Annotated in this window: 16 protein-coding genes; 5 read left to right on the plus strand and 11 right to left on the minus strand. The window is 68.9% G+C overall.

Annotation, left to right across the window (positions count from 1 at the left end):
- Positions 1-26: 26 nt before the first annotated feature.
- The 3 genes from ABZX92_RS09235 to ABZX92_RS09245 form a co-directional block, all read right to left on the minus strand.
- A complete protein-coding gene (locus ABZX92_RS09235) occupies positions 27-2,858 on the minus strand; it encodes a BTAD domain-containing putative transcriptional regulator (protein ID WP_355555695.1) in 2,832 nt (943 codons plus the stop codon).
- Positions 2,859-3,175: 317 nt separating this feature from the next.
- A complete protein-coding gene (locus ABZX92_RS09240; protein WP_355555697.1) occupies positions 3,176-3,358 on the minus strand; it encodes a DUF397 domain-containing protein in 183 nt (60 codons plus the stop codon).
- Positions 3,359-3,390: 32 nt separating this feature from the next.
- Complete coding sequence (locus ABZX92_RS09245; RefSeq protein WP_355555699.1) at positions 3,391-4,239, minus strand: helix-turn-helix transcriptional regulator; 849 nt, start codon at positions 4,237-4,239, stop codon at positions 3,391-3,393.
- A 148-nt stretch (positions 4,240-4,387) separates the two neighbouring features.
- On the opposite strand from ABZX92_RS09245, the gene ABZX92_RS09250 reads away from it, so the two are divergent.
- Both ABZX92_RS09250 and ABZX92_RS09255 read left to right on the plus strand, forming a co-directional pair.
- Entirely contained in the window at positions 4,388-4,705 is a 318-nt protein-coding gene (locus ABZX92_RS09250) for a hypothetical protein (protein WP_045312321.1), read from the plus strand.
- 374 nt (positions 4,706-5,079) lie between these two features.
- Complete coding sequence (locus ABZX92_RS09255; RefSeq protein WP_355555701.1) at positions 5,080-7,287, plus strand: SulP family inorganic anion transporter; 2,208 nt, start codon at positions 5,080-5,082, stop codon at positions 7,285-7,287.
- Positions 7,288-7,345: 58 nt separating this feature from the next.
- Here ABZX92_RS09255 and ABZX92_RS09260 read toward each other — a convergent pair whose 3' ends face one another.
- Entirely contained in the window at positions 7,346-13,336 is a 5,991-nt protein-coding gene (locus ABZX92_RS09260) for an RHS repeat-associated core domain-containing protein (RefSeq protein WP_355555703.1), read from the minus strand.
- 23 nt (positions 13,337-13,359) lie between these two features.
- Positions 13,360-16,041: a LamG-like jellyroll fold domain-containing protein gene (locus ABZX92_RS09265; protein ID WP_355555705.1), complete on the minus strand. Its 2,682-nt coding sequence runs from the start codon at positions 16,039-16,041 to the stop codon at positions 13,360-13,362.
- A gap of 121 nt (positions 16,042-16,162) precedes the next feature.
- On the opposite strand from ABZX92_RS09265, the gene ABZX92_RS09270 reads away from it, so the two are divergent.
- On the plus strand, positions 16,163-18,898 hold the full coding sequence (locus tag ABZX92_RS09270; protein WP_355555707.1) for a BTAD domain-containing putative transcriptional regulator: 2,736 nt from the start codon (positions 16,163-16,165) through the stop codon (positions 18,896-18,898).
- Here the strand turns inward: ABZX92_RS09270 and dacB are convergent.
- Entirely contained in the window at positions 18,885-20,438 is a 1,554-nt protein-coding gene (gene dacB / locus ABZX92_RS09275) for a D-alanyl-D-alanine carboxypeptidase/D-alanyl-D-alanine-endopeptidase (RefSeq protein ID WP_355555709.1), read from the minus strand. The genes ABZX92_RS09270 and dacB overlap by 14 nt on opposite strands.
- Positions 20,435-21,865, minus strand: coding sequence for an NADP-dependent phosphogluconate dehydrogenase (gene gndA / locus ABZX92_RS09280; protein ID WP_355555711.1), 1,431 nt, complete (start codon positions 21,863-21,865; stop codon positions 20,435-20,437). Before gndA ends, dacB begins: the two co-directional genes overlap by 4 nt.
- 122 nt (positions 21,866-21,987) lie before the next feature.
- Between gndA and ABZX92_RS09285 the strand changes: the two genes are divergently transcribed.
- Entirely contained in the window at positions 21,988-22,290 is a 303-nt protein-coding gene (locus ABZX92_RS09285) for a DUF2218 domain-containing protein (RefSeq protein WP_355555713.1), read from the plus strand.
- Here the strand turns inward: ABZX92_RS09285 and ABZX92_RS09290 are convergent.
- Complete coding sequence (locus ABZX92_RS09290) at positions 22,273-22,863, minus strand: LysE family translocator (protein WP_355555715.1); 591 nt, start codon at positions 22,861-22,863, stop codon at positions 22,273-22,275. The two genes, ABZX92_RS09285 and ABZX92_RS09290, sit on opposite strands and share 18 nt — an antisense overlap.
- 58 nt (positions 22,864-22,921) lie before the next feature.
- Here ABZX92_RS09290 and ABZX92_RS09295 point away from each other — a divergent pair, with 58 nt between their 5' ends.
- Positions 22,922-23,428 carry an Lrp/AsnC family transcriptional regulator gene (locus ABZX92_RS09295; protein ID WP_355555717.1) on the plus strand — a complete coding sequence of 169 codons (507 nt, stop codon included), beginning with the start codon at positions 22,922-22,924 and terminating at the stop codon, positions 23,426-23,428.
- A gap of 44 nt (positions 23,429-23,472) precedes the next feature.
- Here ABZX92_RS09295 and ABZX92_RS09300 read toward each other — a convergent pair whose 3' ends face one another.
- From ABZX92_RS09300 to pyk, 3 genes are all read right to left on the minus strand, one after another.
- Positions 23,473-23,787 carry a hypothetical protein gene (locus ABZX92_RS09300; RefSeq protein ID WP_355555719.1) on the minus strand — a complete coding sequence of 105 codons (315 nt, stop codon included), beginning with the start codon at positions 23,785-23,787 and terminating at the stop codon, positions 23,473-23,475.
- Complete coding sequence (gene tesB, locus ABZX92_RS09305; RefSeq protein WP_355555721.1) at positions 23,777-24,676, minus strand: acyl-CoA thioesterase II; 900 nt, start codon at positions 24,674-24,676, stop codon at positions 23,777-23,779. The genes ABZX92_RS09300 and tesB overlap by 11 nt, the downstream gene beginning before the upstream one ends.
- A gap of 117 nt (positions 24,677-24,793) precedes the next feature.
- Positions 24,794-26,218 (minus strand): pyruvate kinase, encoded by a 1,425-nt coding sequence (gene pyk / locus ABZX92_RS09310; protein ID WP_355555723.1) that lies wholly within the window; start codon positions 26,216-26,218, stop codon positions 24,794-24,796.
- Positions 26,219-26,264 lie beyond the last annotated feature (46 nt).

Raw genomic sequence — 26,264 nt, forward strand, 5'->3', positions numbered from 1 at the left:
GGAGTTGGTAGTACTTGCAGACGCCATCAGCCAACGGTGACCGCGCGGGCTCTGGCCAGCCGGGCACGGATTCCGTCGGCCTCCTGAGCACCGAGTTCGGTGAACAACGCGAGGGCTCGCTGCCAGTGTGCCGCGGCACCTGCCGCGCCGAGCTTGTCGAACACCGCCGCGAGCCGGTCGTGCGCCAGCGCCTGGTGGTACGGCGAGACGGCGTCACAGGCCACGGCCAGAGCAACGCGGGCTGAGGACAGCGCGCCCTCGGTGTCGCCGGTTTCGAGCAGCGCGGTGGAGATGTCCACGTGGCACGCCGCCTCACCGCACTGCTCGCCGACCTCGTGGTACATCCGCAGCGCCACCCGCAGCCACGGCATCGCGTCGTCGAACCGTTGCGTGGTGAGGTACAGCAGCCCGAGGTGGTGGTGGGCGTTGGCCTCGGCCCACTTCGAGCCCGCGATCCGCGAGATCTCCATGGCCTCGCGGTAGTGAGCCTCGGCTTCGGAGGCGCGGCCGAGGTCCTGCAACGTGCCGGCGATGGTCGTCAGGGCACGGGCCTGCTGGTGCACGTCTCCCTTGCGGCGAGCCACTTCCAGCGCACCGCGTTGGGCGCTCAAGGCCTCGTCGTAGCGCTCCAGCTGCAGCAGAGCGACGCCCAGGTTGAACTGCATGACGAAGCGGGCGTCGTCGTCGTTCAGGGCGATGGCGGCTTGCAGGGCCGCTTCGGTGATGCGCAACGACGTCTCGCGCTCGGTCCGCAGCCACAGGTACCGCGACAAGGTGTAGGGCAGCTGCCAGGCGTGCACGTGCCAGCCGAACAAGGAGGCGTGTTCGGTGGCGGCGATCAGGTTGGCGCGCTCGGTGTCGAACCAGGCCATCGCGTCGGCCGCGCCGGTCAGGGTGGGCACGTGCGCGGGACGGTGTTCGGGAGTGATCAGGACGCTGCCGCGGTTGATCGGGAGCAGGCCGTCGGCCAGGTCGGCGCAGTGCAGGTAGTAGTCCAGCATGCGACCGGTGGCGGCACGGCGTTCCGGTTCGGACAGTTCGCCCGCCAGCGTCTTCGTGTAGACGCGGACCATGTCGTGCGCCACGTGCCGGCCCGGCTCGCCGACGGAGAGCAGGTTGGCGGCGGTGAACGCGTCCAGCGCACGTTGCGCTTCCACCAGCGGCACATCGCCCATCGCCGCGACGACGTGGGCCGAGAGATCGGCGCCTGGGTGCAGGCCGATGATCGCCAACAACCGCGACGGCACCGGCGGCAGCGCACGGCGTGAGGCGTCCAAAGCGGCCCGTACGGTGCCCTCGCCGTCCTCCAGGCCCAGTGCGGCCAGGCGGCCGTGCTCGTCCTGCAGTTCCTCGACCAGCTCGGCCACGCGCAGACGTGGCGACACGGCGAGACGGGCGGCGGCGATGCGCAACGCGAGCGGCAGGCCGTCGCACAGCTCGGCCAGCTCACGCAGAGCATCGGCCTCGATGTCCGACCGGCCGGCGATGCGGCCCAGCACGTCGACGGCGGCCTCGGGGTCGAGCATGTCCAGCTCGATCAGCTTGGCCTCGACCTGCGCGACCAGGCCGACCAGCCGACGCCGTGAGGTCACGACGACGCACGAAGGCGCGCCGGGAAGCAACGGCAGCAGGTCAGCCGAGCCGCGGACGTTGTCGAGCATCACGAGCATGCGGCGGTCGGCGAGCAACGTCCGCAACAGAGCCGAGCGTTCGTCCACCGAGACAGGCGTGTCGCCGGCCGGGACGCCGAGAGCGCGCAGGAACCGGTTGAGCACCTCGCCGATCTCCAGCGGCTCGCGGTTCGGGTCGTAGCCGTGGACGTCGACGTAGAGCTGGCCGTCCGGGAACTCCTCGCGCACCCGGTGGGACCAGTGCAGCGCCAGCGCGGTCTTGCCGACCCCCGCCGGACCGGTGATCAGCATGACCGGGCCGTCGTGCGCACCGAGCAGGTGATCCATGGCGGCCAGCTCACCGTCCCGGCCGATCAGCGAGACGGGCGCGCGCGGGAGCTGCGCCGGGATCGTCACCGGAGCGGGTTCGGGAGCGGCCTGCGGAGGGACCCGGACGGGCGCGCGTTCCGGCTCCGGGCTGTCTCCCGCGAGCACGGCCTGGTGCACGCGACGAAGTTCCGGACCCGGTTCGACGCCCAGCTCGTCGATCAGCACGCGGCGGGCCTCGCGGTAGGCGGCCAGCGCCTCGGCCTGGCGACCTGCCTGCACGAGTGCGCGCATCAGCAGCCCGTGGCCGCGTTCGCGCAACGGGTGCTCGACGACCATCGAGGTGAGCTGGGACACCAGCTCGGGGCCCTGACCGATCGCCAGCCCCAGCTCGGCACGTTCTTCGAGCACGGCCAGACGGCGTTCCACGAGACGACCGCGTTCGACATCGCAGAAGAGTCCCGAGACACCGCCCAGAGGCTCGGCGCGGAACAACGCGAGGGCATCGTCCAGCTCGACCGCGGCTCCGGCCAGATCACCGGCCGCGCGCATGCGGTTCGCGAGCAGCACCTGGCGTTCGAACACGTCGAGGTCCAGCGCACCGGGCTCGACGCGCAACAGGTAGCCGTCACCCACGGACGTCAGCAGCTCGGCCGGCGCGCGGCGGGCCCGGCTCGGTTCGAGGGCGCGTCTCAGCCCGGCGACGTAGGTCTGGACCAGATTGACCGCACTCGAGGGCACGTTGTCGCCCCAGACGGCCTCGATGATCTGGCCTCTGCTGACCGGGGTGTTGCGCGCGAGCAGCAGCACCGCGAGGACGGCGCGCTGCTTCGCGGCGCCAAGATCCACCTCGTGACCTGCGCGAACGACCCGGAGAAGGCCGAGAACCTCGAACCGCAGGGGTTCCTCGCCGTGCGTCACCGACCTGTCCTTCGCCTGGTGGCCACCTGGAGCTTGAAGATCACTTCAGTCGGGCTCCAGTCGTGCTGTAGAAGGCATTCTTACGCTTAGCGTGTCCAACCAACCACAGACGGCGAGATCAACGGAAACCGGAGATCGAGCAGTCGGAACAGGTTGGACCGGACAGCGGAACACCCGCTGCTCCCCATGATCGACGTGGGTCGGCCGGCGTGCAAGGGGCATCCAGCCCGCGGCGGCGGAACGCCGGCCGGCCCACGTCCCCTAAGTACGGAAGGCCCCGACCGAAATTCCGGTCGGGGCCTTCTGGCATCTGCCGATCAGCTGATGAAGGAGCCGGTCTTCGCGGCGGCGAGGAACGTCTCCCAGCCGGCGTCGCCGAACCTCAGCCGCGCGCCGTCGGCGTTCTTGCTGTCACGGACCGCCGCACCGGCTGAGACGAGCGCGATCTCCACGCACTCGGGCCCACCGGCCGACGATCGGCTGCTCTTGCGCCAACGCAAGCTTTCCACTGTCTGTTCACTCCCGGTCGCAGTCACGCGAGAGTGCGAGCGATCTCTGTGATCAGGGTCGCCGAATCCCTGGTGTTCAGGGCGGACTTCACCAAACGCTCGAACATCTCGGCGTACCAATGGACGTCCGACTGTTGTTCCAGGTAGACGCCACTTCGTGTGCTTTCGATGTAGACGACGTCGGGGTCGAGCTGCTCCGGAAAGCTCAGGATGACGAACGGGCCGTCCATCGCAGCATGACCACCGGCGCTGAACGGCACGACCTGCATCGTGACGTTCGGCAGTGCACCGACTTCGAGGAGACGCGCCATCTGGGTGCGCATCACCCCGGTGCCGCCGACGAGCCTGCGCAGGGCCGCCTCGTCGATCACGACGTGCAGGCGCAACGGGTCGTCCTCGCTGAGCAAGGCCTGCCGTGCCTTGCGCAACCGGACCCTGCGGTCGATCTCGGCGGTGCTCGCGTCCGGCAGCACCTGGGAGATCAACGCCCTCGTGTACGCCTCGCACTGCAGCAAACCGGGGATCATCAGGCCCTGGTAGGTCCTGATCGAGTCCGCATCGGCCTCGTACCCGACGTAGCGGCCGGGCACGATGTCGCCGAACTCGTCCCACCACGCTTTGCGGCGGGCCTCCCTGGCGAGCTGCACCAGTTCCTCGAGGGTGGCGGTGTCCGCACCGTAGGCCGTGAGCATGTCCCGCACGTCTCGCGGGCTCACCCCCACGCGTCCCGTCTCGATGCGGCTGATCTTGGAGGCCGAGCACTCCAGCCGCTCGCCCACCTCCTCGATCGTCAGCTCGGCCGCTTCGCGCAGGCGCCTGAGCTCGCTGACGAGCCGGCGCTTGCGCAGGGTCGGGCTGCTACCCCGTGCCATCCACACCTCCTGGTCGCATCTCAGTTTGAGAGCAAAGGAGCGAGTCGCAAAGAGACGTCATCCATTCGTGTATTGCAACTTGCAGATCGCCAGGAGGGCGGGCCAGGCTGCATGGGCTGCTTACGTAGGGACTGGAGCTCTGAGCCTGATGGCCGTCACGGTGTTCAGCCAACTGGACAAGTCGCTGCACTCGCACCTGGCCACACTCACCGAGCTCGCCCAGCGCGGCGACGACCAGACCGCCCTCGTGCTCGCCAGGGTAGAGCTGCCGAGGGTGGTCGCGGTGGTCAAGGCGTTGCTGGACGAGCACCAGCCCGACGAGCACGGCCGGTGCGCGACTTGCAAGCGCGGCTGGTTCTCCCGCCGGATGCCCGCACCGTGCCGTGCCTACCTGTCCGCGCAGCTGATCCTGACCGTCGTCGGCCAGGAGACTTCACACGGCAAGCACCTGCGCTCGGTAGGCTGAATTCCGAAACTCGATAGTTCTTCAGTTCCGTCCTGACTTGGGCCGGCTCCGCACCCCCCGACCGGAGCCGGCCCTTCTTCTCGTCACGTGACGTGATGTTGACGAGCAAGATCAACACGGTTGGCTGAAACATCTGCCACAGCGCCGTTTCCGGCCCCATCATTGGTGGCGACGCGGCCTGATCGAGACCCGATGCCTGTGCCGACACGGAGGTGCTCCCGTGCCGACCCCGCATGACCGCGCCGACGCGCTCGCTGCCGTTCGGCCGCGTTGCCTGCTGCCCTTAGGGCGCCTCTAGCGAACTCCCCTTCCCCTCGCCCTGTGCCTGCATCCCGCACAGGGCCATGTCGCTGTTCCGAGAAAGGACCCTTGTCATGAGCCATCTCCACAAGTCCGACGCCGGCGATCACACCCCGCACGGTCCACCGCTGATCCTCAAGCACGACCTGCCCGCGAGCTTCGTGCTGTTCCTCATCTCGATCCCGCTGTCGCTCGGCATCGCGCACGCCACGGGCGCGCCGCTGATGGCCGGGATCATCTCCGCGGTCATCGGTGGCGTGGTCGTCGGCGCGATCAGCGGAGCGCCGTTGCAGATCAGCGGACCCGGCACCGGGCTCGTGGTGATCGTCGCGTCCCTGGTGGCGCAGTTCGGCTGGGCGGCCACGGCGGCGATCACGCTGGCCGCCGGAGTGCTGCAGCTGGCGTTGGGGCTCACCGGGATCAGCCGGCTGGTGATGTCGCTGTCCCCCGCCGTGGTGCAGGGAATGCTGGCCGGTATCGGCATTTCGATCGCCGCCGGGCAGCTCGTGGTGGTGCTGGGCGGCACGGCGTTGTCGTCCGTGCCGGAGAACCTCGCGCTGCTGCCGGGAGAAATCGCTTCGTCGAATCTCGGGTCCGTGGTGGCCGGTGCGGTCGCGATCGCGGCTTTGCTGCTGTGGCCGCGGGTTCCGCGCGCTTCTCTCGTACCGGCCCCACTCGTCGCGGTGGGTGCGGCCACGCTGCTGGCGTTCGTGCTGAAGCTCGACGTCGCGCGGGTCGACCTGCCGGACAGCCACGCGCTGGTGTTCCCGGAGATGCCGCGGGGCAGCGTCGGAGCAGTGGTCACGGCCATCGTCACGGTGGCGCTGGTGGCGAGCATGGAGTCGTTGCTGTCGGCGGTCGCGACCGATCGGCTGCACGACGGGCCGCGTGCCCGGCTGGACAAGGAGCTCATCGCGCAGGGCACGGGCAACGTGCTCGCGGGCGCGTTGGGCGGCCTGCCGATCAGCGGCGGGCTCGCGCGCAGCTCCACCAACGTCGCGGCGGGCGCGAAAACCCGCTACAGCGCCATTCTGCAGGGCGTGTGGATCGCCGTGGCCGTCCTGGCGTTCCCGCGCGTGCTCGAAATGATCCCGCTGGCGGCGTTGGCGGGTGTGCTGTTCGTCGTCGGGCTGAAGCTGGTGTCGGTGGACCGGATGCGGACGTTGTGGCAGCACCAGGAGTTCCTGGTGTACGCGGCGACGGCGCTCGGCGTCGTCCTTTTCGGACTGCTCGAAGGTGTGGTTGCCGGGCTGGCGATCGCGCTGCTGCGCGCGTTGTACCGGCTGACGCACTGCTCGGTGCGGGTCGAGGGCAACCGGGTATATGTGCGCGGTTCGTTGGTGTTCCTGGGAGTCGGGCGGCTCGTGCGCGAGCTGCGGCGGCTGCCGGCCGGTCAGCACGTGGTGCTGGAGCTGCACGTCGACTACCTGGATCACGCGTCGTACGAGGCGATCAACGACTGGCGCGAGGGCTACGAACGGCTCGGCGGCCGGGTGGACGTCGACGAGGTGCACGACACCTGGTACGACCGCGCGGATCAGGGAAAACCGGGACGCCGCAAGACGTTGCCCGGCCCGCTGCCGCGCTGGTTCGCGCCGTGGTCGCACTGGCAGGGCTCGCCGGTCACGCTCCCGGAACAGCGTTCTTCGGCCGAGAGCGACCCGATGCTGTTGGGAATGCACGAGTTCGAGCGGCGGTCGGCGCCGTTGGTGCGGCCGTTCCTGCACGAGCTGGCGCTGCGCGGGCAGTCGCCGCAGCAGCTGTTCATCACGTGCGCGGACTCCCGCGTGGTGCCGAACATGATCACCACGTCCGGTCCGGGTGACCTGTTCTGCGTGCGCAACATCGGAAATCTCGTGCCGATGGCCTCGGCGGAGGACAGGTCCGTCGGGGCGGCGATCGAGTTCGCGGTCGAGGTGCTGAACGTCGGCTCGATCGTCGTGTGCGGACACTCGGACTGCGGCGCGATGAAGGCATTGGTGAAGGGCTCCGCGTCGCGCGGCTCGCACCTGCACTCGTGGCTGCGCAACGCCGAACCGTCGCTGATCCGCTTCCACGCGCCGACCTCGCCCGGTTGCTCGGACCTTCCGGTGGCGGACCGGCTGGCCGTCGCGAACGTGGCGCAGCAGCTGGACAACCTGCTCGGCTACCCGAGTGTGCGGGAGGCGATCGCGGCGGGCACGCTGACGTTGAAGGGCATGTACTTCGACATCTCGAACGCCCGCGTGTACCTGGTCGACCCGGACCGCAACGGGCTGGAACCCGTGCCGGCACCGGCTTAGGAGAGGACGGAGCCGCCCCGCGGGGGGATGCGGGGCGGCTCCTGGTTTCAGTTGTGGGCTAGCAGAGGATCTTGCCCACGCAGTTGAGGATCCACGGTTCGGCGATGTGCGGCGGCCAGGACAGCACCTTGCCCAGCGCCCCGCCGATCTTGCCGGGCAGCGACGGGATGGCCTGCTTGAAGTTCCGCACTCCCTGGCGCACGGCCGTTCCGAACGCGCGAGCCCCCTTGCGGGCCGACGTCACCGCCCACCACGCCGCGGGCGTCGTGACCTCGTTGAAGAACCACTTCGCGGCTTGCTGGAACGGCCACCACATCCACTCCATCGCGGTGCGGTCACCGATCTTCCACAGGCTGAGGAACGCGGCGCCGAAGACCACGGTCGGCGCGGACACGATGGCCCCACCGGCGAACTCCTTGGCGACGAAGTAGCTTCCCCAGGCGTCGCCCGCGAAGTCGTTGATCGGCTTCATCTTCTCCTTGTACTTGCGGTACGCCTCGGCCTCCAGTGCCTTCTCCGCCTCGGCCGCGGCGGCGATCGCCCTGGCCTTGGCCAGTCGCAACGCCATCGCCCGGCGGAACATCTCGGCCAGCATGCGCGCCTTCTTCAACGCAGCCGCACGTGCCGCGGCAGCGATCCTCGCCGCGGCCGCCCGCTGGGCCGCACGGGCCTTCGCCTGGGCGATCTCCCTGGCGGAGTTGTCCACGCCGCCACGCGATCCGCCACCGGTGACCGCGTTGCCCCAGTTGGTCGTCGACCCGGTGCTGCCGCCCATGACCGCGTCACCCCACGACTCACCGGTCGGGTCGGTGAAGGTGACCGGGCTGTTGTTGGCGTAGGCGTACCCGTGCATCTGCTGCGGGGTGTCCGCGTCCACCAGCGGGTCGGCCGAGGTGAACCGGCCGGTCTCGGAGTCGTACTGCCGGACACCGACGTTGGTGAGGCCGCCGGGTTCCTTGGCACCGAACAGGAAGCCGTACCCGTTCGGCCAGGACGCGGTCTGGCCGCGCTCCTGCCCGAACGGCGTCTGGCGCCGCTGGTCGACGGTCTGGCCGGACTCGGTGACCGAGATGTTCACCGTGCCCTGCTGGTCCGCCACCAGCCAGGTGACACCGCCGTTGTCGCGCTGCGCCACGACATGACCGCCGTAGTCGTAGAACCGCGTCGAGTCGGTCCCACCGGAGGCCTTGTCCAGCCGGATCTGCACGTTCGGCAGGAACAACGTGGTGCCCGAAGCGTCCGAGCGCACCATGCGGTTGCCGTCGGAGTCGTCCACGAAGGACGACTTGCCCTTGGCGTCCTCGGACGCGGCGAGGTTGCCCTCCGCGTCCCAGGTGAGCTTCTGCTCGCCGTCGGTGCCAGGCCGCGACTTCGTGTTGCCCACCTCGTCGTAGGCGTACGAAGCCGTGCGCGTGCCGGTGTTGTCCTTGGTCGTGGTGCCGGACAACGTGTGCGGCTTCGCGGATCCGGCCGCCGGGTAGTCGTAGGTCGTCGTCACGTCACCCTTCGACGTGGCGTGCTCCACCCGCGACCTGCGGTTGCCCACGGCGTCGTAGGCGAAGCTCTCCCAGTACTTCGCCGGGCCGCCCAGCTGGTCACCGCGCGGTGCGGCGGCGCAGTCTCCGGACGACGGCGTCCACGCCTCCTTCATCCGCCGCAGGCTGTCGTAGCCGAAGCACTGCGTGTCGGCGCCGTCCTGCACCTTGGTGACGTTGCCCGCGGGGTCGAAGGAGTTGCGCACCTCGGCGACCAGCGCGGTGCCGAGCTCCTTGGTGGTCTTGGTGACCGCCAGCTTGCCGTCGTCGTTGTAGGTGTACCCGGTCTCGACCATCTTGCCGGTGTTGCTGGTCGCGAACGTGTACACGCCGGGCTGGGCCAGGTTGGTGTACTGCGTGCCGGCGACGTAGGTGGTCTGCGGAGCGAGACCGACCTTCGACTTGAGCACGCTCGGGCTGCCCTGGTCGTCGTAGTTGTACTCGACCACCTCGGTGTCGAGGCCCGCCGCCTTCGGGTAGGTGGTGGTGGCGAGGTCGCCGTTGGCCTTGTAGGTGTTGCGGAACTCGTAGGTGCCCGCGAGCTTGCCGGCCGGAGTGGCGGGCGTGTCCGGGATGGTGATCTTCGTGCCGACGGGCTGGTACTGGCCGTCGTAACCGGTCACCTCGGTGCTGTAGGCCTTGCCGTCCTGGAACCGGGTGCTGCGCGCGGGCTGGCCCGCCTCCGTGGTGTCGTACGTCCACTCCGCACGCTTCGTGCCGGTCAAGCTGTCCTCGTACAGCCCGATCCGGCGGCCCAGCACGTCGTAGTCGTAGACGAGCTTGGGACCGGTGGCGCCGGTGACGGTCTCCTTGTCCCCTGCTTTGGTGTACGTGGTGGTCGTCGTCCCGGTGTCCGGATCCGTCTCGGAGGTGCGGCGGCCGCGGATGTCGTACCCGTACGTCCAGGTGTTGCCGGCCGTGTCGACGACCGTCGCCTCCTGGTTCTTCTTGGTGTAGGTGTACTTCGTGGCCTGGTGGTCACCGGTCGGCTGGGCGCCGGAGTACTCCCAGAGCTCGATCTTGCGGTCGCGGCCGTCGGTGATCGTGGTGGTCGCGGTGCCGCCGGCCGGTGGCGTCACGTCGATCCGGTCGCCGCCGTAGCGGATGCCCGTGCGCCGCTGTTCGACGTTGTGGGACTTCACGATCTCGGCGGTCTTGCGGTCTGCCGGGTCGTACTTCGTCACCTTCTGGTTGAGGATCTCGTTGTCCGCCAGCGCGACGAACAGGTTGGTGTTCGGCGCACCGGCCACGGGGTAGCCGGGGTTCTCGGTCGTGACCCGGCCCGCCGGGTCGTAGATCGTGTCGCTGATGATCCGCCCACCGCCCTGCGCCGGCGCCTGCTTCTGCCGCGCCCGGCCGAACCCGTCGTAGAGCTCGGTGGTCGCGACGTAGCGAACGTCGTCCGGGTGCAGCTCCTCGGTGGTGACCGAGGACGCGGCGGTGTTGCGAACCGTGTAGCTGAAGCGCAGGTGCGGGCCGGAGGAACCCTTGGTGCGTCCTGGCTTCCACACTCCGGTCAGCCTGCCGAGCGCGTCGTACCCGCGCGAGGTCACCTTGTTGTTGGGGTCGGTGATGGAGAGAACGGCGTCCTCCCACGCCGGTTCCAGGACCGTGACCGTCTTGTGGTTCAACGCGTTGACCGTCGTCATACCGGTCACCGGGCCACCGGTCGCGGGCGTGTACGTGGTGGTGGTCTTCGCGTCGCGCTCGTCCCAGCTCTCCTTCTCACGGCCGTGCACGTCGTAGGTGGCGCGCTCGGTCGTGGTGTAGCTGTAAACACCGTTGACGAAACCGGAGACCTCCTCGGTCCTCGTCACCTCACCCTTGGAGGGCGCGGCGCCGAACACCCCGCCGTCGTAGGACGTCCTGGTGTCGCCGACGATCTCCTCTTCCGTCGTGGGGTTCTTGTCGCACGACAGGGAGTACGTCCGTTCCCGGGACACGAGCCCGATCAGCCACTTGGACTCGTTCTGCACGTAGTCGGTGCGGGTGCACTGGTCGTCGTCGTCCTTGGTGATGTCACCGCGGTCGTTCACCACCGTCGGCTTGCCGGTCTTCTCGTCGAAGTCCGTGGTGACCTCGGTGCGCAGGAAGCCGCGGCCGTTGTCGAGCACGATGCGGTGCTTCTTCGCGCGCTCGTCGACGAACCGCGCCTCCGCGACGGAACCGCCGGCGTTGCGCGTGGCCGTCGGCGCGGACCGCCACTGGTCGTAGATCTCGCCGGAGATCTCCGTACCGCCGGGCCCGTTGAACGTGCGCTTCTCGCGCGGCCTGCCCTCGAGTCCGGGCGAGTCGTCGACCAGCCCGTCCTCGGAGTCCCTGAGCTGCACCGAACGCCGGCCGTTGTTCGGCAGCCGGTCGCCGTCCATGCCGCGGAAGTACTGCGTCAGGCCGTACCTGGTGCCCTCGCCGGACCCGTCGGTCACGCGGACCTTCTCGTAGCCGCGCCAGGAGTTCCAGGTCTTGTACTTGTCCGGCGTGATGCCGTCGTCGTCCGCGTAGTGCCAGGCGCCGCCGCCTAGGTACTCGTAGCTCGTGGTGTGCACCGGAGCGAGTCCCGCGTTGTCCACTTCGGACACTGCCGTGACGACGTACTTGTGGAAGTAGTCGATCGTCGGGTCGGTGTTCCCGGTCCGCGTCCAGTACGCCGGGAAGCAGCGCAGGGTGTTCGACTCGGGTGCGCCCGGCATCTTCGTGCCGGCCACGCATTCCGGGTCGGAGTAGGACACCGCGATCTCGCCGCCCAGCTCGTTGCGGATGCGGCTGATCCGGCGCCAGTTCATCGCCGGGGCATCCGTGCCGAACCCGTGCACCCGGTTCGGCTTGGGCTCACCGGTGAACGTCGTCTCCGGCAGGTCCACCGTGCCACCGAGCAGACCGGTGTGCTTGATCCCTTCCAGCCACAGGCCTGCCCGCGTGTTGTCACCGGGGTCCGGGTAGCTGTGCCGCAACGTCCACGCGTCGACCGCGCGGCCGCCGGACAGCGTCGTGATCTTGCCCAGGCGTTTGGTGGTCCAGAACGTCGGCGCGGCCGTCTTGCACGCGGCACCCGTGCACTCCAGGTCCCACGGCACGTCCTTCCACGTGGTGGCGTTCTTGGTGCCGCAGTTGGCCTCGCAGCGGTCCCACACGTCGAACTTCACCTGCGCGGGCACCGAACCGAACTCGGCGTCCGAGCGGGTGCCGTAGTCGATGCGGGTGAGGTAGCCGCCGCGGACGTAGTCGACGCTCTTGTTCAGGTCGAGGTTCAGGGCGTACTTGTTGGTTTCCTTGGTGTACCAGAGCGACATCGAGTTGCCGTGCGGGTCGACCACGTAGTCGAGGTTCCACCGCCAGGCCTGGTTGCACGAGGACGCGGCCCAGGTGGTCTGCTTGCACGGCTCGTCCTTGTGGTTGCCGAAGACCGGCACGGTGAAGACGGACTGCGTCTCCGGCTTGCCCGCGACCCAGCCGGGAATGCGCTGCCGGCCGAACCAGTGCTGCACGCCGTTCTGGTCGGTGACGACCCAGTGCTCGCCGTTGTCGTCGCCGTTGACCGCGCCCGTGCGGTGCTCGATCTTCAGCCCGGCCTCGGCGCGGGAGTGGTAGAGGCCCTCGCCGTCCTGGATGAGCTCGACGGTCCGGCCGCCCAGCGACATCACGGCGTTGTCGGAGAACCAGCACAGGTCACCGGTCTTGGTGGTGTTCAGCGCGCCGTTGCCCATGTCGTCGGCGCAACTGCGGTAGGAGCGCTCGATGTAGCCGGGCGAGAACGAGAAGCCCTCGCCCACCCACGACGGCTGGTTGTTCGTCGCGGCGGTCTGGCCGTCGACGGCCTGCGCCGAGTAGTCGAGCCCGAACTCCGGCGCCGGGCCCTCGATCGCGGGCGGGAAGCGCAGCGGGTAGCTCCAGGTGAAGTCACCGGACGAGCCACCCGCCTCCCACTTGCCGGCGGCTTTCAGGTCGGTGGCCTTGAAGTCACCGGTGCTGCCCTCAGGAGCAGCCGCCAGCGCCACGAGACCGCCGGAAGGAGCCTCACCCGTGACGCGCGTGCCGTCGTTGGCCGAGGCGAGCTGAGTACCCGCGCACTCCTGCTTGTCCGGAGTGGACAGTGCGCAGTCCGGCAGCGACACGAGCTTCAGCCGGTTGCCGTAGTCGGCCCCGAACGCCGTGCGGAACTTCGAGTAGTCGACGCTGACCTTGGACGTCTTCTCCTTGGTGGCGCCCAGCTTCAGCACCATCGCGTAGTCGCCCCTGCGCCCCAGCGACTGCACGCCGACCGGGAGCGTGCCGGCGCGGGCGGTGATGGCCTCCGCGCCGGGCCAGACCGGTTCGGGAACCGGCTTCTTCGCGGCTTCCTCGTCCGGGTCGGGTGCGAGGGCCGCCGCCTTCGCGTCCTTCCCCTGGACGAGCGGATGTTGCTGCGCCTTCTGTCTTTCGTAGCCGGGGGCCGCTGACGACCCCGCTGCCATCGCGGCCATCAGCACCGGCACGAGGCCGAGTGCGATGCCCAGTTTCCCCAGTTTTTCCCGCATCGAGCTGCCCCTTCAGTTCTCGATCACTGCTGGTAGAGCGCGGCGACGTCCAGGTCGGTCGGCACCCCGGCGAACACGCGGACGTCGTCGATCCCGCCGCGCCAGCCGTCCCAGTTGGTGCCAGTCCACCTGCCCCGGCCGATGCTGAGCGGGCCGGAGCCGTCCCACATGAGGTCCGGTGCGGTGACGGTCGATTCGAGCTGCCCGTTGACGAACAGGCGGATCTGCTTCGCGCCGGGGTCGTAGGTGCCGACGACGTGCGTCCACTGGCCTGGCACGGCGTCCTTTTGCGACAGTGCGCGGTACCGGGTCGGCGTGTCCGTGTCCGCGCTGGTGAGGCGGAAGGTCCACTTCTTGGTGTCGCCCATGTACTGGATGGCGAACGGGCTGTTGCGGGTGCCGTCCTGGGCCACCGCGGCCTGGGTGAGGGTGGGGTCGGGCTGCTCCAGCTTCACCCACGCCGACACCGCGAAGCCGGTCGAGCTGCGAACCACCGGGCCCGCGGTCTGGCCGTACGACCCGGTCACCGAGCCGCCGGAACCGTTGTGACCGGGGTCGCGGTGGTACGACGTGCCGGTGAACGTGACGTCTCGCTTGAAGTCCGAGGTGTCGGTCATCGTGGCGCCGGAGGGTTCGTCGAACTTCCACTCGCCCAGCAACGTCAGCTGGTTCGCCAGCTCCGTGACCTCGCTGAGGTAGATCCTGCGGTCCCACACCTTCACGTCGGCGAGGTCACCCGCCCAGTTCTCGACGTTGGCGTCGTTCCACTTGGCCCGGCCGAACGCGAGCCACCGAATGGCCCGCCACGCGTCGGCCGGCGCGGTCTTCTCCCCCGCCTTGCGGCCGTCGACGTAGAGCGTGAGCTTGTGGGTGGCGGCGTCGTAGGTGCCCGCGAGGTGCGTCCACACGCCGATCCGCGGCTCTGCGGTCGCTTTCGCCGACGTGACCGGCGAGTTGTACTCGTCGCGTTCGGGCATGGTGAACGCCCACCGGTTCGCGCCGCCGTCGTACTTCAGCGAGAAGCCGGCGACGTCGACGCCGTCCTGCGTCACCGCGGTCATGCTGGAACCGCCGGACTTCAGCCGCACCCAGGCCGCCACGCTGAAGCTCTGCGAGGTGTCGAGCACGGTGGACAGGTCGATGCGCGAGTCGGTGCCGCCCGGCAGGCTCACCGCGGTCGGGCCGTTGATGATCCGGCCAGGATTGCCGAGCGTGCCGCGGTAGACCTGACCTTGCTGGTTGCCGACGGACGGGCTGATCTGGTCGCCGGTCTTCTCGTCGAGGTTCCACGCGCCGATCGGCGGCTTTCCCGAGCCGACGCGGAAGTTGAACGTCGCGGAGTCCGAGGTGTTGCCCGCGCGGTCGACCGCCTGGACGTAGACCGTGTTGCCACCACGCCATTCCGGCGTCACACCGGCCGTGGCCGGGCCGCCGAGTGCATTCGCCGCAACGAAAGTCGTGGGCGGGTCCGCGATGCCGTAGTAGTACCCGGCGATGTCGGTGTCGGTCCCGGTGAAGGTGAAGTCGCCGCTGACGCCGACACCGCCGTGGATCTGGCCGTCAGCGGGGTAGCGGCCGTCCTCGGTCCTGATCGACGGCATCGCGGGTTTGGTGACGTCGACGACGAACTGACAGGTCGCCGACTTCGGGCCGGTGTCCCAGTCGTCCTTCGACCAGGCCTGGAAGTCCTGGGTCGCGCCCTCGGTGAACTCCTTGGCCCGCTTGTACTGCGCGATCGCGCCGGACGGGATGTTCTCCACGGTGGCCTGGCTCGCGACGGGCGTGCCGTTGCCCGGCGCGGTCCGTTCACCGAAGCCGAAGATGACGTCGTGCACGTGGTTGTCGTCATCACGAGGCCGGGCGCGCACAGTCGGCGTCTTGGTGCCGACGTAGAGCGGCTGTCCGGTGCACGCCTTGCCTTCCACGCTGAGCAGGTCCGGTGCCTTCGGGATGGAGTTGTACTCGACGGACAACGCCGTGCGGTTCTCGTCGAACTTCTTCCAGCCGTCGTTGATCGTGCCCTCGTTGGCGGCTCGCAGGCCGAGGGTGAGCACGCCCCACCCGGCACCGTCCTTGGCGGCCGCGGTGACGTTCCCGCCGTTCCACTCGCTGTACTTGCCGGTGTCGTGGCAGTCGTTGTTGTTGGCACCGGCCAGATATCGGCCCCAGCTGCCGGCGTGGTTGTTCCAGTCCGTGTCGGCGTTCACCGAGTTGACCACGTACAGGTCGGTCCAGCTGTCCGCGCACGAGTAGGAGTGCCTGAAGTAGCTGCTGAACCAGGCGCGCAGGACGTGCTTGCCCTTCATCGCCCCCATCGGGAACGTCCAGATCGACCGGTAGCGCACCCAGCCCAGCTCGGCGTCCTCGACGTAGCCGACCTTGGCGCCTTCCGCGCGGTCGAGCGACCAGTAGGACTGGTCCGGCTTGCGCTCGTTGATCATCGTCCAGTTCGACGCGCCGAGCGTGGAGCTCGGCGGCACGGCCGCCAGCGTCGCGGTGAACGTCCCGGACGGGTTGGCCACGACCTTGGTCGACGCGGTCCTCAGCCCGGACACCTCGACCGGCTTGTCGAACTTCTTGGCCGCCGCCAGCGCGGCTGCTTCGGTGGGCAACTCGACGGGTGCCGCCTCGGCGGTGGGCGCGGGCAGGATCAGGCCTGCCACGAGGGCGAGCAAGGTGAGCACGAGCCGTTGTCTTCGCAGCATGTTTCCCCCAGTTCGGCGCGAACCGGGCAATCCTGTGACCAGACCGTGGACAAGACGCAGCAAAGGTGTTGAATCCGCAGGCCAGACGGGCTATACCCGTTCGCAAGAGGGGGTACTGGGGATGCCTGTTCGCTTTGCTGTGCTGGGCGCGGTCGACGCGCACGTCGGAGAAAGGGCCGTCGAGCTGGGGCCAGCCCGCCAGCGTGCCGTGCTCGGCGCGTTGCTGATGAACGTCAACGAGGTGGTGTCGTCCGGGCAGCTGCGGCTGCGGGTGTGGGGTGATCGGCCGCCGTTGCGGGCCGGGACCACGCTGCGCACGTACGTGGCCAGGCTGCGGACGGCGCTGCGCGACGCCGACGGCTGGTCGATCGAGTACCGGTCGGCCGGTTACGTGCTGTCCGCGGATCACTCGTCGCTCGACCTGCACCGGTTCCGCGAGCTCGTCCGCGCGGCGAAGGCCGGCGACGACGAGGAGGCCGCGCGGTTGTTCGCCGAGGCGTTCGCGCTGTGGCGGGGCGATCCGCTGTCCGGTTTGGACACCGAGTGGGGCGAGAACCTGCGCAGCGCCCTGAAGGCCGAGTTCCTGGCCGCCCGGCTCGACCACCACGACGTGCAGCTGCGCCGCGGCCGCCACACCGAGCTGCTGCCGGGCCTGGCCGAACTGGTCGAGCTGCATCCGCTGGACGAACGTCTTGCGGCACAACACCTCCTGGCGCTGTACCGGTGCGGGCGGCAGGCCGAGGCGTTGCGCGGCTACGAACGGATCCGGCGTCAGCTCGCCGAGGAGCTGGGCGCGGATCCCGGGCCGGAACTGGCCGGGGTGCACCAGCGGATCCTGCGCGCCACCGCCGATCCGGCGCCGCCGCCGGTCGTGCCGAGGCAGCTTCCGCCGCCGCCCAACGGGTTCGTCGGACGGGATGCCGAGCTGCACGCGTTGACCGAGGCGCTGGTGCAGAACACCGCGGGCATGTCGATCGCGACGGTGGTCGGTCCTGGCGGGGTGGGCAAGACGTGGCTCGCGTTGAGGTGGGCGCACGACCACCTCGCGCGGTTCCCGGACGGCCAGCTGTACGTCAACCTGCGCGGTTACACCAGGGACGAGGAGCCCACCACCCCGTCCGCGGTGCTGCGGGCGCTCCTGCAGGGCCTGGGGGTCGCGGGACGGGCCGTCCCCGCCGACCTGGACGGCCAGGTCGCGCTGTACCGGTCGGCGATCGCGGACCGGCGGATGCTGGTGGTGCTCGACAACGCCCGTGACTCGGCGCAGGTGGCCGACCTGCTGCCGGGCACGCCCGCCACCGCCGTGCTGATCACCAGCAGGGACACGCTGGCGGGGCTGGTCACCACGCACCGGGCCCGTCCGGTGCCGGTCGGGCTGCTGGACGCGGCGTCGTCCGGCGAGCTGCTGGTGAGCGCGCTCGGACGCGCTCGGGTCATCGCGCAACCGCACGCGGCCTCCGTTGTGGCACATCACGCGTGCGGACTGCCGTTGGCGGTGAGCATCCTCGCGGCACGCGTGCTGACCGGGTCGGCACACGACCTCACCGAGCTGGCCGGCGAGCTCACCGACGCGTCCGCACGGCTGGACGTGCTGGAAACCGGTGACATCACCGCGGACCTGCGGGCGGTGTTCGACTCGTCGTACGCCGCGCTGCCCGCCGGGACCGCGTTCGTGTTCCGGTTGCTGGGCCTGTCCGGGCAGGACATCACGCCGGACGCCGTGGCGAACCTGACCGCGCTGCCGTTGCGCGAGGCACGCACCAGGCTGCGGGCGGTGGAGTCGGCGCACCTGGTGCGCCAGGAAGCGGCGGGGCGGTACCGGATACACGACCTGATCCGGTTGTACTGCCGCGAACAGATGCCTCGCGAGGAGGCGCACGCGGCGTTGCGCAGGCTCACCGACCACTACCTGCACACCGCGTTCGCCGCCGACCGCCTGCTCGATCCCCACCGGCCGACGATCGCCAAGCCCGCCCCCGGTCCCGGCTGCACACCGACAGCACTCGCCGACGACACCGCCGCTTTCCGGTGGTTCACCGCCGAGTTGCCGAACCTGGTGGCGATCCAGCGCGGAGCCGCGGACCACGGCCTGCACGAGCACGTCTGGCAGCTCGCCTGGGCCATGCACAACTTCCACCGCAAGCAGGGCAACATCCACGCCAACCACGACACCTGGCAGCTCGGGCTCACGGCCGCGACGGCGTCGGGCAGCCTGCCCGCGCAGTCGCTGGCGCACCGCTACCTGGGACTGACGCTCGCGCAGCTGAAGTCGCACCGGGACGCCGTCGAGCACCTGCACCAGTCGCTCGCGCTGGCGACCGAGGCCGTCGACACGCTCGGCACCGCGCATTCGCACTACGCGCTGACGCAGAGCTACGAGATGCTGGACGACCTGGATTCGGCGCTGCGGCACGCGTGGGAGACGCACCGGATCTACGAGGGGCTCGACCTGCCCGTCGAGCGGGCGCACGCGCTCAACTCGCTCGGCTGGTGCCTGGCCAGGACGGGAGATCCGGCCGCTGGCCGGCCGTACTGCGAGAAGTCGCTGGCAGAGCACCGGAGAATCGACTGCCACCCCGGTATCGCGTCCGCTTTGGACAGTCTCGGCTACGTCGCGATGCAGCAGGGCGACACCGAGTCGGCGGTGCGCTACTACCTCGACGCGGTGGCGCTGTACGAGCAGATCGGCTCACCCGGCCTGGCCTCGGAACCGTGGCAGGCGCTGGGCGACGCGCACGAGGCCGCCGGCGACCTCGAAGCGGCGCGGAAGGCGTGGTTGACGGCGCTGGAGCTGTTCCGCTCGCAGCGCCGCACAACCGACGCCGACCGTCTGGAGGAGAAACTCAGCAGGCGTTGACCCACGAGCACTCGACGTCGAAGCGCTCCTTGGCCGGAACCTTGGCGCGCTCCTGTGCCGGAGCATTTCGCTGCTGCGGCACATTCTGGGGCACGATCTTCTGCTCGATCTTCGGCGTGGCCACCTGGGCACCGCCGTCCGACGCGAGCCTGACCGCGACCTTGTCCTCGATCGTCCTCGGGTTGAACCACAGCACCGAGTTGTTCTGCACGAGCGAGAACGCCAGCTCCCGGCCGTCCTGCGTGGTGGCGTACCCGGTCAGCGCCGACACCCCGGACATGGACCCGGTCTTGGCCAGCACCTTGCCCTCGGCCGCGGTGCCCTTCATGCGGTTCACCAGCGTGCCGTCGCGACCGGCGATCGGCAACGACGCCTGCCACGTGCCGAACCACGGCTTGGTCTTCGCCTTGACCAGGACGTTGCTCAGGTCGTCCGGCGAGATCTCGTCCATCCGCGACATGCCGGAGCCGTCGAAGATCTCGACCCAGTTCGCGTCGACTCCGAGACCGCCCCACTTGCGGCTGAGCTGGTTGACACCGTTGGTGAACGAGCCACCCGCGGTCTTCACCAGCACCTCGGCCAGCATGTTGTTGCTGTTCTTCAGCAACGGGTTGACCAACTGGCCGAGCGTGATCGACTCCTCGGACGCGAGCACCGCGGCGCCCTGCGGAGCCTTGCCCCGCTTGACGCCACCCACGACCTTGATCCCGTTGTCCGCCAACGCCTTCTTGAACACCGAGCCGACGAGGCCGGTCGGGTCCTTGACCGTGGACAGCGTCGTCGTCTCCACCGAGGTGGAGCCGCTGACGTTGATCACGTTCGTGCCGTGCTCGCGCTCGACCGTGACACCGCCGTCGCCGGTGGTCGCCGTGCTCCGGATCTGCACCTGGTCGTTCGCCGGTTCGACGCTCACCTGGACCGGAGCACCCGCCGCGGCGCCCGGCTTCACGCGCACGATCACCGTGCCGGCGCTGAACTTCGCGTCCGGCGACAACGTGAGCGCCGACGTCTCCGCGTTGTACGAGTACGGCTCGTCGTCCCACGCCCAGCCGAGACCGTACGGCTGGGAGTCGAACGCCGTGTCGTCCAGCACGAGCGAGCCGGACACCTTGGTGACGCCGCTGTTCTTCAACGTGTCCGCCAACGCCTTGTAGCGCGGGGCGGACATCGTCGGGTCACCGGTGCCGCGCAGCACGAGGTCGCCGTTCAGCGTCGAGCCGTAGCGAGCGCCCGACGACTGCAGCTCGGTCTTCCACTTGTAGTCCGGCCCGAGCAGCTCAAGCGCCGCCGTGGTCGTGAGAACCTTGAGGTTCGACGCGACCTGCGAACGCCTGCTGCCCGACCTGGTGTAGACGACCTCACCGGTGTTCGCGTCCCGCACGGTGATTCCGACGTCGGCGCCCTGCAGGCCGCCGTCCGCCAGAATCGCGTCGAGATCGCGGGTCAATGCCTCGTTCCCGACGGCTACCGCGCCGCCGCTGGACGTCAGGGTCAACCCTGCCGTCGCAACGACGACCGCCCCCAGTAAACGAAATTTCACGCTTCCACCTCGGTCCTGTCGCCCGACCACAACGTGTGGAAGCTACCGGGCTTGTCGGTGCGCCTGTACGTGTGTGCCCCGAAGAAGTCCCGCTGCCCCTGGACCAGTGCGGCGGGCAGACGTTCGGACCGAAGACCGTCGTAGTAGGCCAAAGCGGACACGAAGCCAGGAGTCGGGACACCGGATTCGACCGCACGGACCACAACCCTGCGCCAGGCGGCCTCAGCGTTCTGCACCGCGTCGCGGAAGTAGTTGTCCACCAACAGAGATGCAAGATCCGCGTTCGTGTCGTACGCCTCGCGGATGCGGTTGAGGAACTGCGCGCGGATGATGCAGCCGCCGCGCCAGATCGTCGCCATGGCACCGAGGTCGATGTTCCAGTCGAAGTTCTTCGACGCCTCGCGGATCATGTCGAAGCCCTGCGCGTACGCCACGACCTTCGACGCGTAGAGCGCCTGGCGCACGTCGTCCACCAGTTCGGCGTCGGGCTTCGCGACGACCTCGCGGGCACCGAACGCGTCGCGCACGGCCTTGCGCTGGTCGGTGTGCCCTGACAGCGAGCGCGCGAACACGGCCTCGGCGATACCGGTGACCGGGACGCCCAGCTCCAGCGCCTCCTGCACGGTCCAGCGGCCGGTGCCCTTCTGCTCTGCGGCGTCCTCGATCACCTGCACCAGCGGGGTTCCGCTCGCGTCGACGTGCTTGAGCACCTCGGCGGTGATCTCGACCAGGTACGACTCCAGGTCGCCGGAGTTCCACTGCGTGAACACTTCGCTGATCTCGGCGGGGGTCTGGCCGCCGACGCGGGACAGCAGGTCGAACGCCTCGGCGATCAGCTGCATGTCGGCGTACTCGATGCCGTTGTGCACCATCTTCACGAAGTGCCCGGCGCCGTCCGGCCCGACGTGCACGCAGCACGGCTGACCGTCCACCTTGGCCGCGATCTCCTCGAAGACGGGCCCGACGTGCTTGTAGGACTCGGCGGGACCACCCGGCATGATGCTGGGCCCGTTGAGCGCGCCCTCCTCGCCACCGGAGATGCCGGCGCCGACGAACAGCAGCCCCTTCTCCTTCAACGCGGCCTCACGGCGGCGCGTGTCGTTGAAGTGCGCGTTGCCGCCGTCGATGACCATGTCGCCGGGTTCGAGGATGTCACTGAGCTCGTCGATGACGGCGTCGGTGGGGCCACCCGCCTTGACCATGATGATGATCTGGCGCGGCGTCTGCAGGCTGTCGACCAGATCCTGCAGCGTCTCGGCGCCGACGAAGTCACCCTCGTGGCCGTGCTCGTCGAGCAGGGCCTTCATCTTCGCGGGCGTCCGGTTGTGCACAGCAACTTTGAAACCGTGGCGCGCGAGGTTGCGCGCGAGGTTGCTGCCCATGGTGGCGAGACCGGTGACCGCGATACGTGCTTTGCCTTCCGTCATACGCGACAGCCTGCCGTGTTCCGCAGATTTACGCGAGACGTCACAGGGTGTTCTCAGACTCCGTTTTGCCAGGTGAACCGCGTCACGTGCCGGTACGTATGGCTAGGCGTAAGTTGGCTCGCATGACGGAATTCACGAGCGTGGGACGCTCGGCGACCGACCGTGCCTCCAGGTACGGATCGCAGCTGGTGAAACACTTCACGCACAAGGACCTCGAGGGGTCCTGGGAGGACACTCGCGGCTTCGTGCGCTTTTCCGCGGGTCTGGCGGAGTTCGAGGCTTCGGATTCCGCGTTGGTGATGCGAGTGGTGGGCTCTTCCGCCGAGGACGTCGCGCGCCTGCAGGACGTCGTGGAGCGGCACCTGGTCCGGTTCGGGAGCCGGGACGAGCTGTCCGTGTCGTGGGACTCAGGCAGCCAGGACTGACGCGGCCATCCCGATGAGAGCGGTACCACAGACCCGCTCGAACGCGGCCCGGATCCTGGGCTTGCTCAGGACGGTGCCCAGCTGACGCGCACAGGGCACCACGATGACCCAGAACAGCGCGAAGGTCGCCACCGTGACCGCGCTCAGCAGCGCGGCTTGGGGCAGTGGCGCGCTGTTCGGGTCCATCGCCTGCGGGATGAGGCTCAGGAACGTCAGCATCACCTTGGGGTTCAACAGGTCGCACAACAGGCCGCGCAGGAACACGTTGCCTTTGTCTTCCTGGTGCTGGGTTGCTTTAGAGGTCCTCAGGGTCATGAACCCGATGTAGGCCAGGTACAGCGCGCCGATCACCTTGACCACGAGCAGCGCCGTGGGCACCGCGGCCACGAGGGCGGACAGTCCGATCGTGGCGAGCGTGGCGTGGACCAGCAGCCCGGTGATCACTCCCAGTGCCGCTTCCGTGCCCTTCTTGAGGCTGCGCACCGCGTTCCCCATGATCAGCACGAAGTCCGGCCCCGGCACGATCATGATGATCAGCAGGGCAACCAGGAACGACGTCCACGCGATGTGCATGCCGTGATCGTTGTGCGTTGTTCTGCGCCATTCCAGCTGGTCAGTACGATGTTCGCTTATGCGCGAACAAGCCGAACTGGATTCGGTCGACTGGCACATCCTGGAGGAGTTGCAGAACGACGCGACCCTGCCGAACCGCGCGCTGGCGGAGATCGTCGGACTGGCGCCTTCCTCCTGCCTGCAACGGGTGCGCCGGCTGCGCGACCTCGGCGTGATCACGGGGTGCCACGCGGTCGTCGACCCGGCCACGACCGGGCTGCCCCTGGAGGCAGTGGTGGCGGTGAACGTGCGGCCCCACACGCGGCCGGTGGTGGCGGCTTTCCGGGCGTTCGTGATGGCTCAGGCTGAGACTCGGGCGGTGTTCCACGTCTCGGGGCAGGCTGACTTTCTGATTCACATCGCGGTGGCGGATTCGACGCATCTGCAGGCGTTTCTGATGGACAAGATCGCGTCGCGGACGGAGGTGCGGAACTTGACCAGTTCGGTGGTGCTGGAGCGGGTGGAGACCCGCGCTTTGACGCCGCCGGCGAACCTGCGGCCGACTCACCGGCGACGCAAGGCGTGAGCTGGTCCCACCCCGGCCTTGACCACTCGAACAGTGTTCGAGCCTCAGTCGAACGGCTCGTCGTGCCAGCGCCACCCGGCCGTCCCGTCCGCGTAGATGCGCAACAGGAACTCCGCCACCGGCTCCCCGTCCGGGAACGTCATCGTGAACAGCTCCCGAACCCGACCGTCAAGCTCATCGGCTCGCGAGTACTCCTCGGCATCGAGCGCCTGCTCCAACTCCAGGAACACCGGCCGGAACTCCTCGAACCCGGCCAGCGTCTCGACCTGAGCGTGCAGCCACGGGAAGTCCCCGCCGGTCACCACGAGCCGGGCGATCTCCACGCCGGAGCGGTGCAACCGCCAGACCTCACCGGTCATTCAGCACCCGGATCAGCCCCTCCTGCACCACGGTCGCCACCAGCTGACCGTCCTGCGAGAAGAACCGCCCGGTCGCCAGCCCCCGGTTGCCCGAGGCGGAAGGCGAAGAGGTGTCGTACAGCAGCCACTCGTCAGCGCGGAACGGGCGGTGGAACCACATCGCGTGGTCCAGAGAGGCGCCCAGAACCTTGTCCAGGCCCCAATAAACGCCGTGCTTGGCCAAAACCCCGTCCAGCAACGTCATGTCCGAGGCGTAGGTCATCACGCAGATGTGCAGCATCGGGTCGTCCGGGAGTTTGCCGTCCGCCTTCATCCACACACGGGAAGCGGCCTCGCCGGGACCGTCCTCACGCGACTCCCACGGCGGCTCGGTCACGTACCGGACGTCGATCGGCCGCGGGAACTTCGACGAGTGCAGCAGGTAACCCTCGGCCTGCTCGGCCCACGTCGGCAGCGACTCGGGCGCGGGCACCGAAGGCATCTCCGAGGAGTGGTCGACCCCCTGCTCCTCCAGCTGGAACGAAGCCGAAAGAGCGAAGATCGCCTTGCCGTGCTGCACCGCGACCACGCGCCGGGTCGTGAACGAACGGCCGTCGCGAATGCGGTCCACTTCGTACACGATCGGCACGCGCGGGTCGCCGGGCCGGATGAAGTACGAGTGCAGCGAGTGCACACGGCGTTCGACCGGGACCGTGCGGCCGGCGGCGACCAGGGCCTGGCCCGCCACCTGTCCGCCGAAGACGCGCACCGGCGACTCGGCGGGCGACACGCCTCGGAAGATGTTCTCCTCGATGCGTTCCAGGTCGAGCAACGCGACCAGGTCGTCCACTGCGGATTGGCCGCTCAACCCCGATGGCGAGGAAGCAGCGGCACGGGCGGCCTCAGTCACGGCAGAACTCTCCCTATGGGCGCGATCGTCGTCGGGCACGGCAACGGCCCCGCGCCCTCAACCAGTATGAGGGGGCGAGGCCGGCTTCAACGACGCATCAGGCTGAGAGGCCAGCCACTACGCGTGGTCTTCCTCCCCCAGCCGGTGCACCCGGATGAGGTTCGTCGACCCGATGGTGCCAGGAGGCGATCCGGCGACGACCACCATGAGGTCACCAGCCGAGTAACGGCCGATCTCGATCATGGACGTGTCGACCTGGCGGACCATCTCGTCGGTGGACTCCACCCGCGGCACCAGGAACGTCTCGGTGCCCCACGTCAGCGCGAGCTGCGAGCGCACCGAGGGCTCCGGCGTGAAGGCCAGCAGCGGCAGGTGCGTGTGCAGGCGGGCCAGCCGGCGCACGGTGTCACCGGACTGGGTGAAGGCCACGAGAGCCTTGGCGTTCAGGCGCTCGCCGATGTCGCGGGCCGCGTAGGAGATCACGCCGCGCTTGGTGCGCGGGACGTGGGTCAGCGGCGGCACGACGACCGACTCGGTCTCGACGGCCTCGATGATGCGGCCCATGGTCTGCACGGACTCGATGGCGTAGCGGCCGACCGAGGTCTCGCCGGACAGCATCAGGGCGTCCGCGCCGTCCAGCACCGCGTTCGCGACGTCGGACGTCTCGGCGCGGGTCGGGCGGGAGTTGGTGATCATCGAGTCGAGCATCTGGGTCGCGACGATGACCGGCTTGGCGTTCTCGCGGGCGATCTGGATCGCGCGCTTCTGCACCAGCGGCACGTGCTCCAGCGGCAGCTCGACGCCCAGGTCACCGCGGGCGACCATGACGCCGTCGAACGCGAGGACGATCGCTTCGAGGTTGTCCACCGCCTCCGGCTTCTCGATCTTCGCGATCACCGGGAGACGCTTGCTGCCCGAACGGTCCATGATCTGGTGGACCAGGTCGATGTCCGCCGGGGAGCGCACGAACGACAGCGCGATGAAGTCCACGCCCAGCGAGAGCGCGAACTCGAGGTCCTCGATGTCCTTCTCGGACAGCGCGGGCACGGAGACGTCCATGCCGGGCAGCGAAAGGCCCTTGTTGTTGCTGACGGGTCCGCCCTCGGTGACCTCGCACACGACGTCGGAACCTTCGACGTCGACCACTACGAGGCCGACCTTGCCGTCGTCCACGAGCAGGCGGTCGCCGACCTTGGCGTCCTTCGCGAGCTCCTTGTACGTCGTGGACACGCGGTCGTGCGTGCCTTCGACGTCCTCGACGGTGATGCGGACCACGTCGCCGTTGTTCCAGTCGACCGGACCCGCGGCGAACCGGCCGAGGCGGATCTTGGGGCCCTGGAGGTCGGCGAGAATGCCCACGGCGCGGCCCGACTCGTCGGCTGCCGCCCGGACCATGTCGTAGACCTGCTTGTGGTCGGCATGGCTGCCGTGGCTGAAGTTCATCCTGGCCACGTCCATACCGGCCGCTACCAGGTCGCGGACCTTGTCCGGCGTGCCAGTGGCGGGACCGAGCGTACAGACGATCTTTGCGCGTCGACTCACGTCTGCAGAGACTAGTCCTCGTTCCTGGACCGATCCCGAACTACTC

The sequence above is a fragment of the Lentzea sp. NPDC006480 genome, from assembly GCF_040611995.1.
Taxonomy (GTDB): Bacteria; Actinomycetota; Actinomycetes; order Mycobacteriales; family Pseudonocardiaceae; genus Lentzea.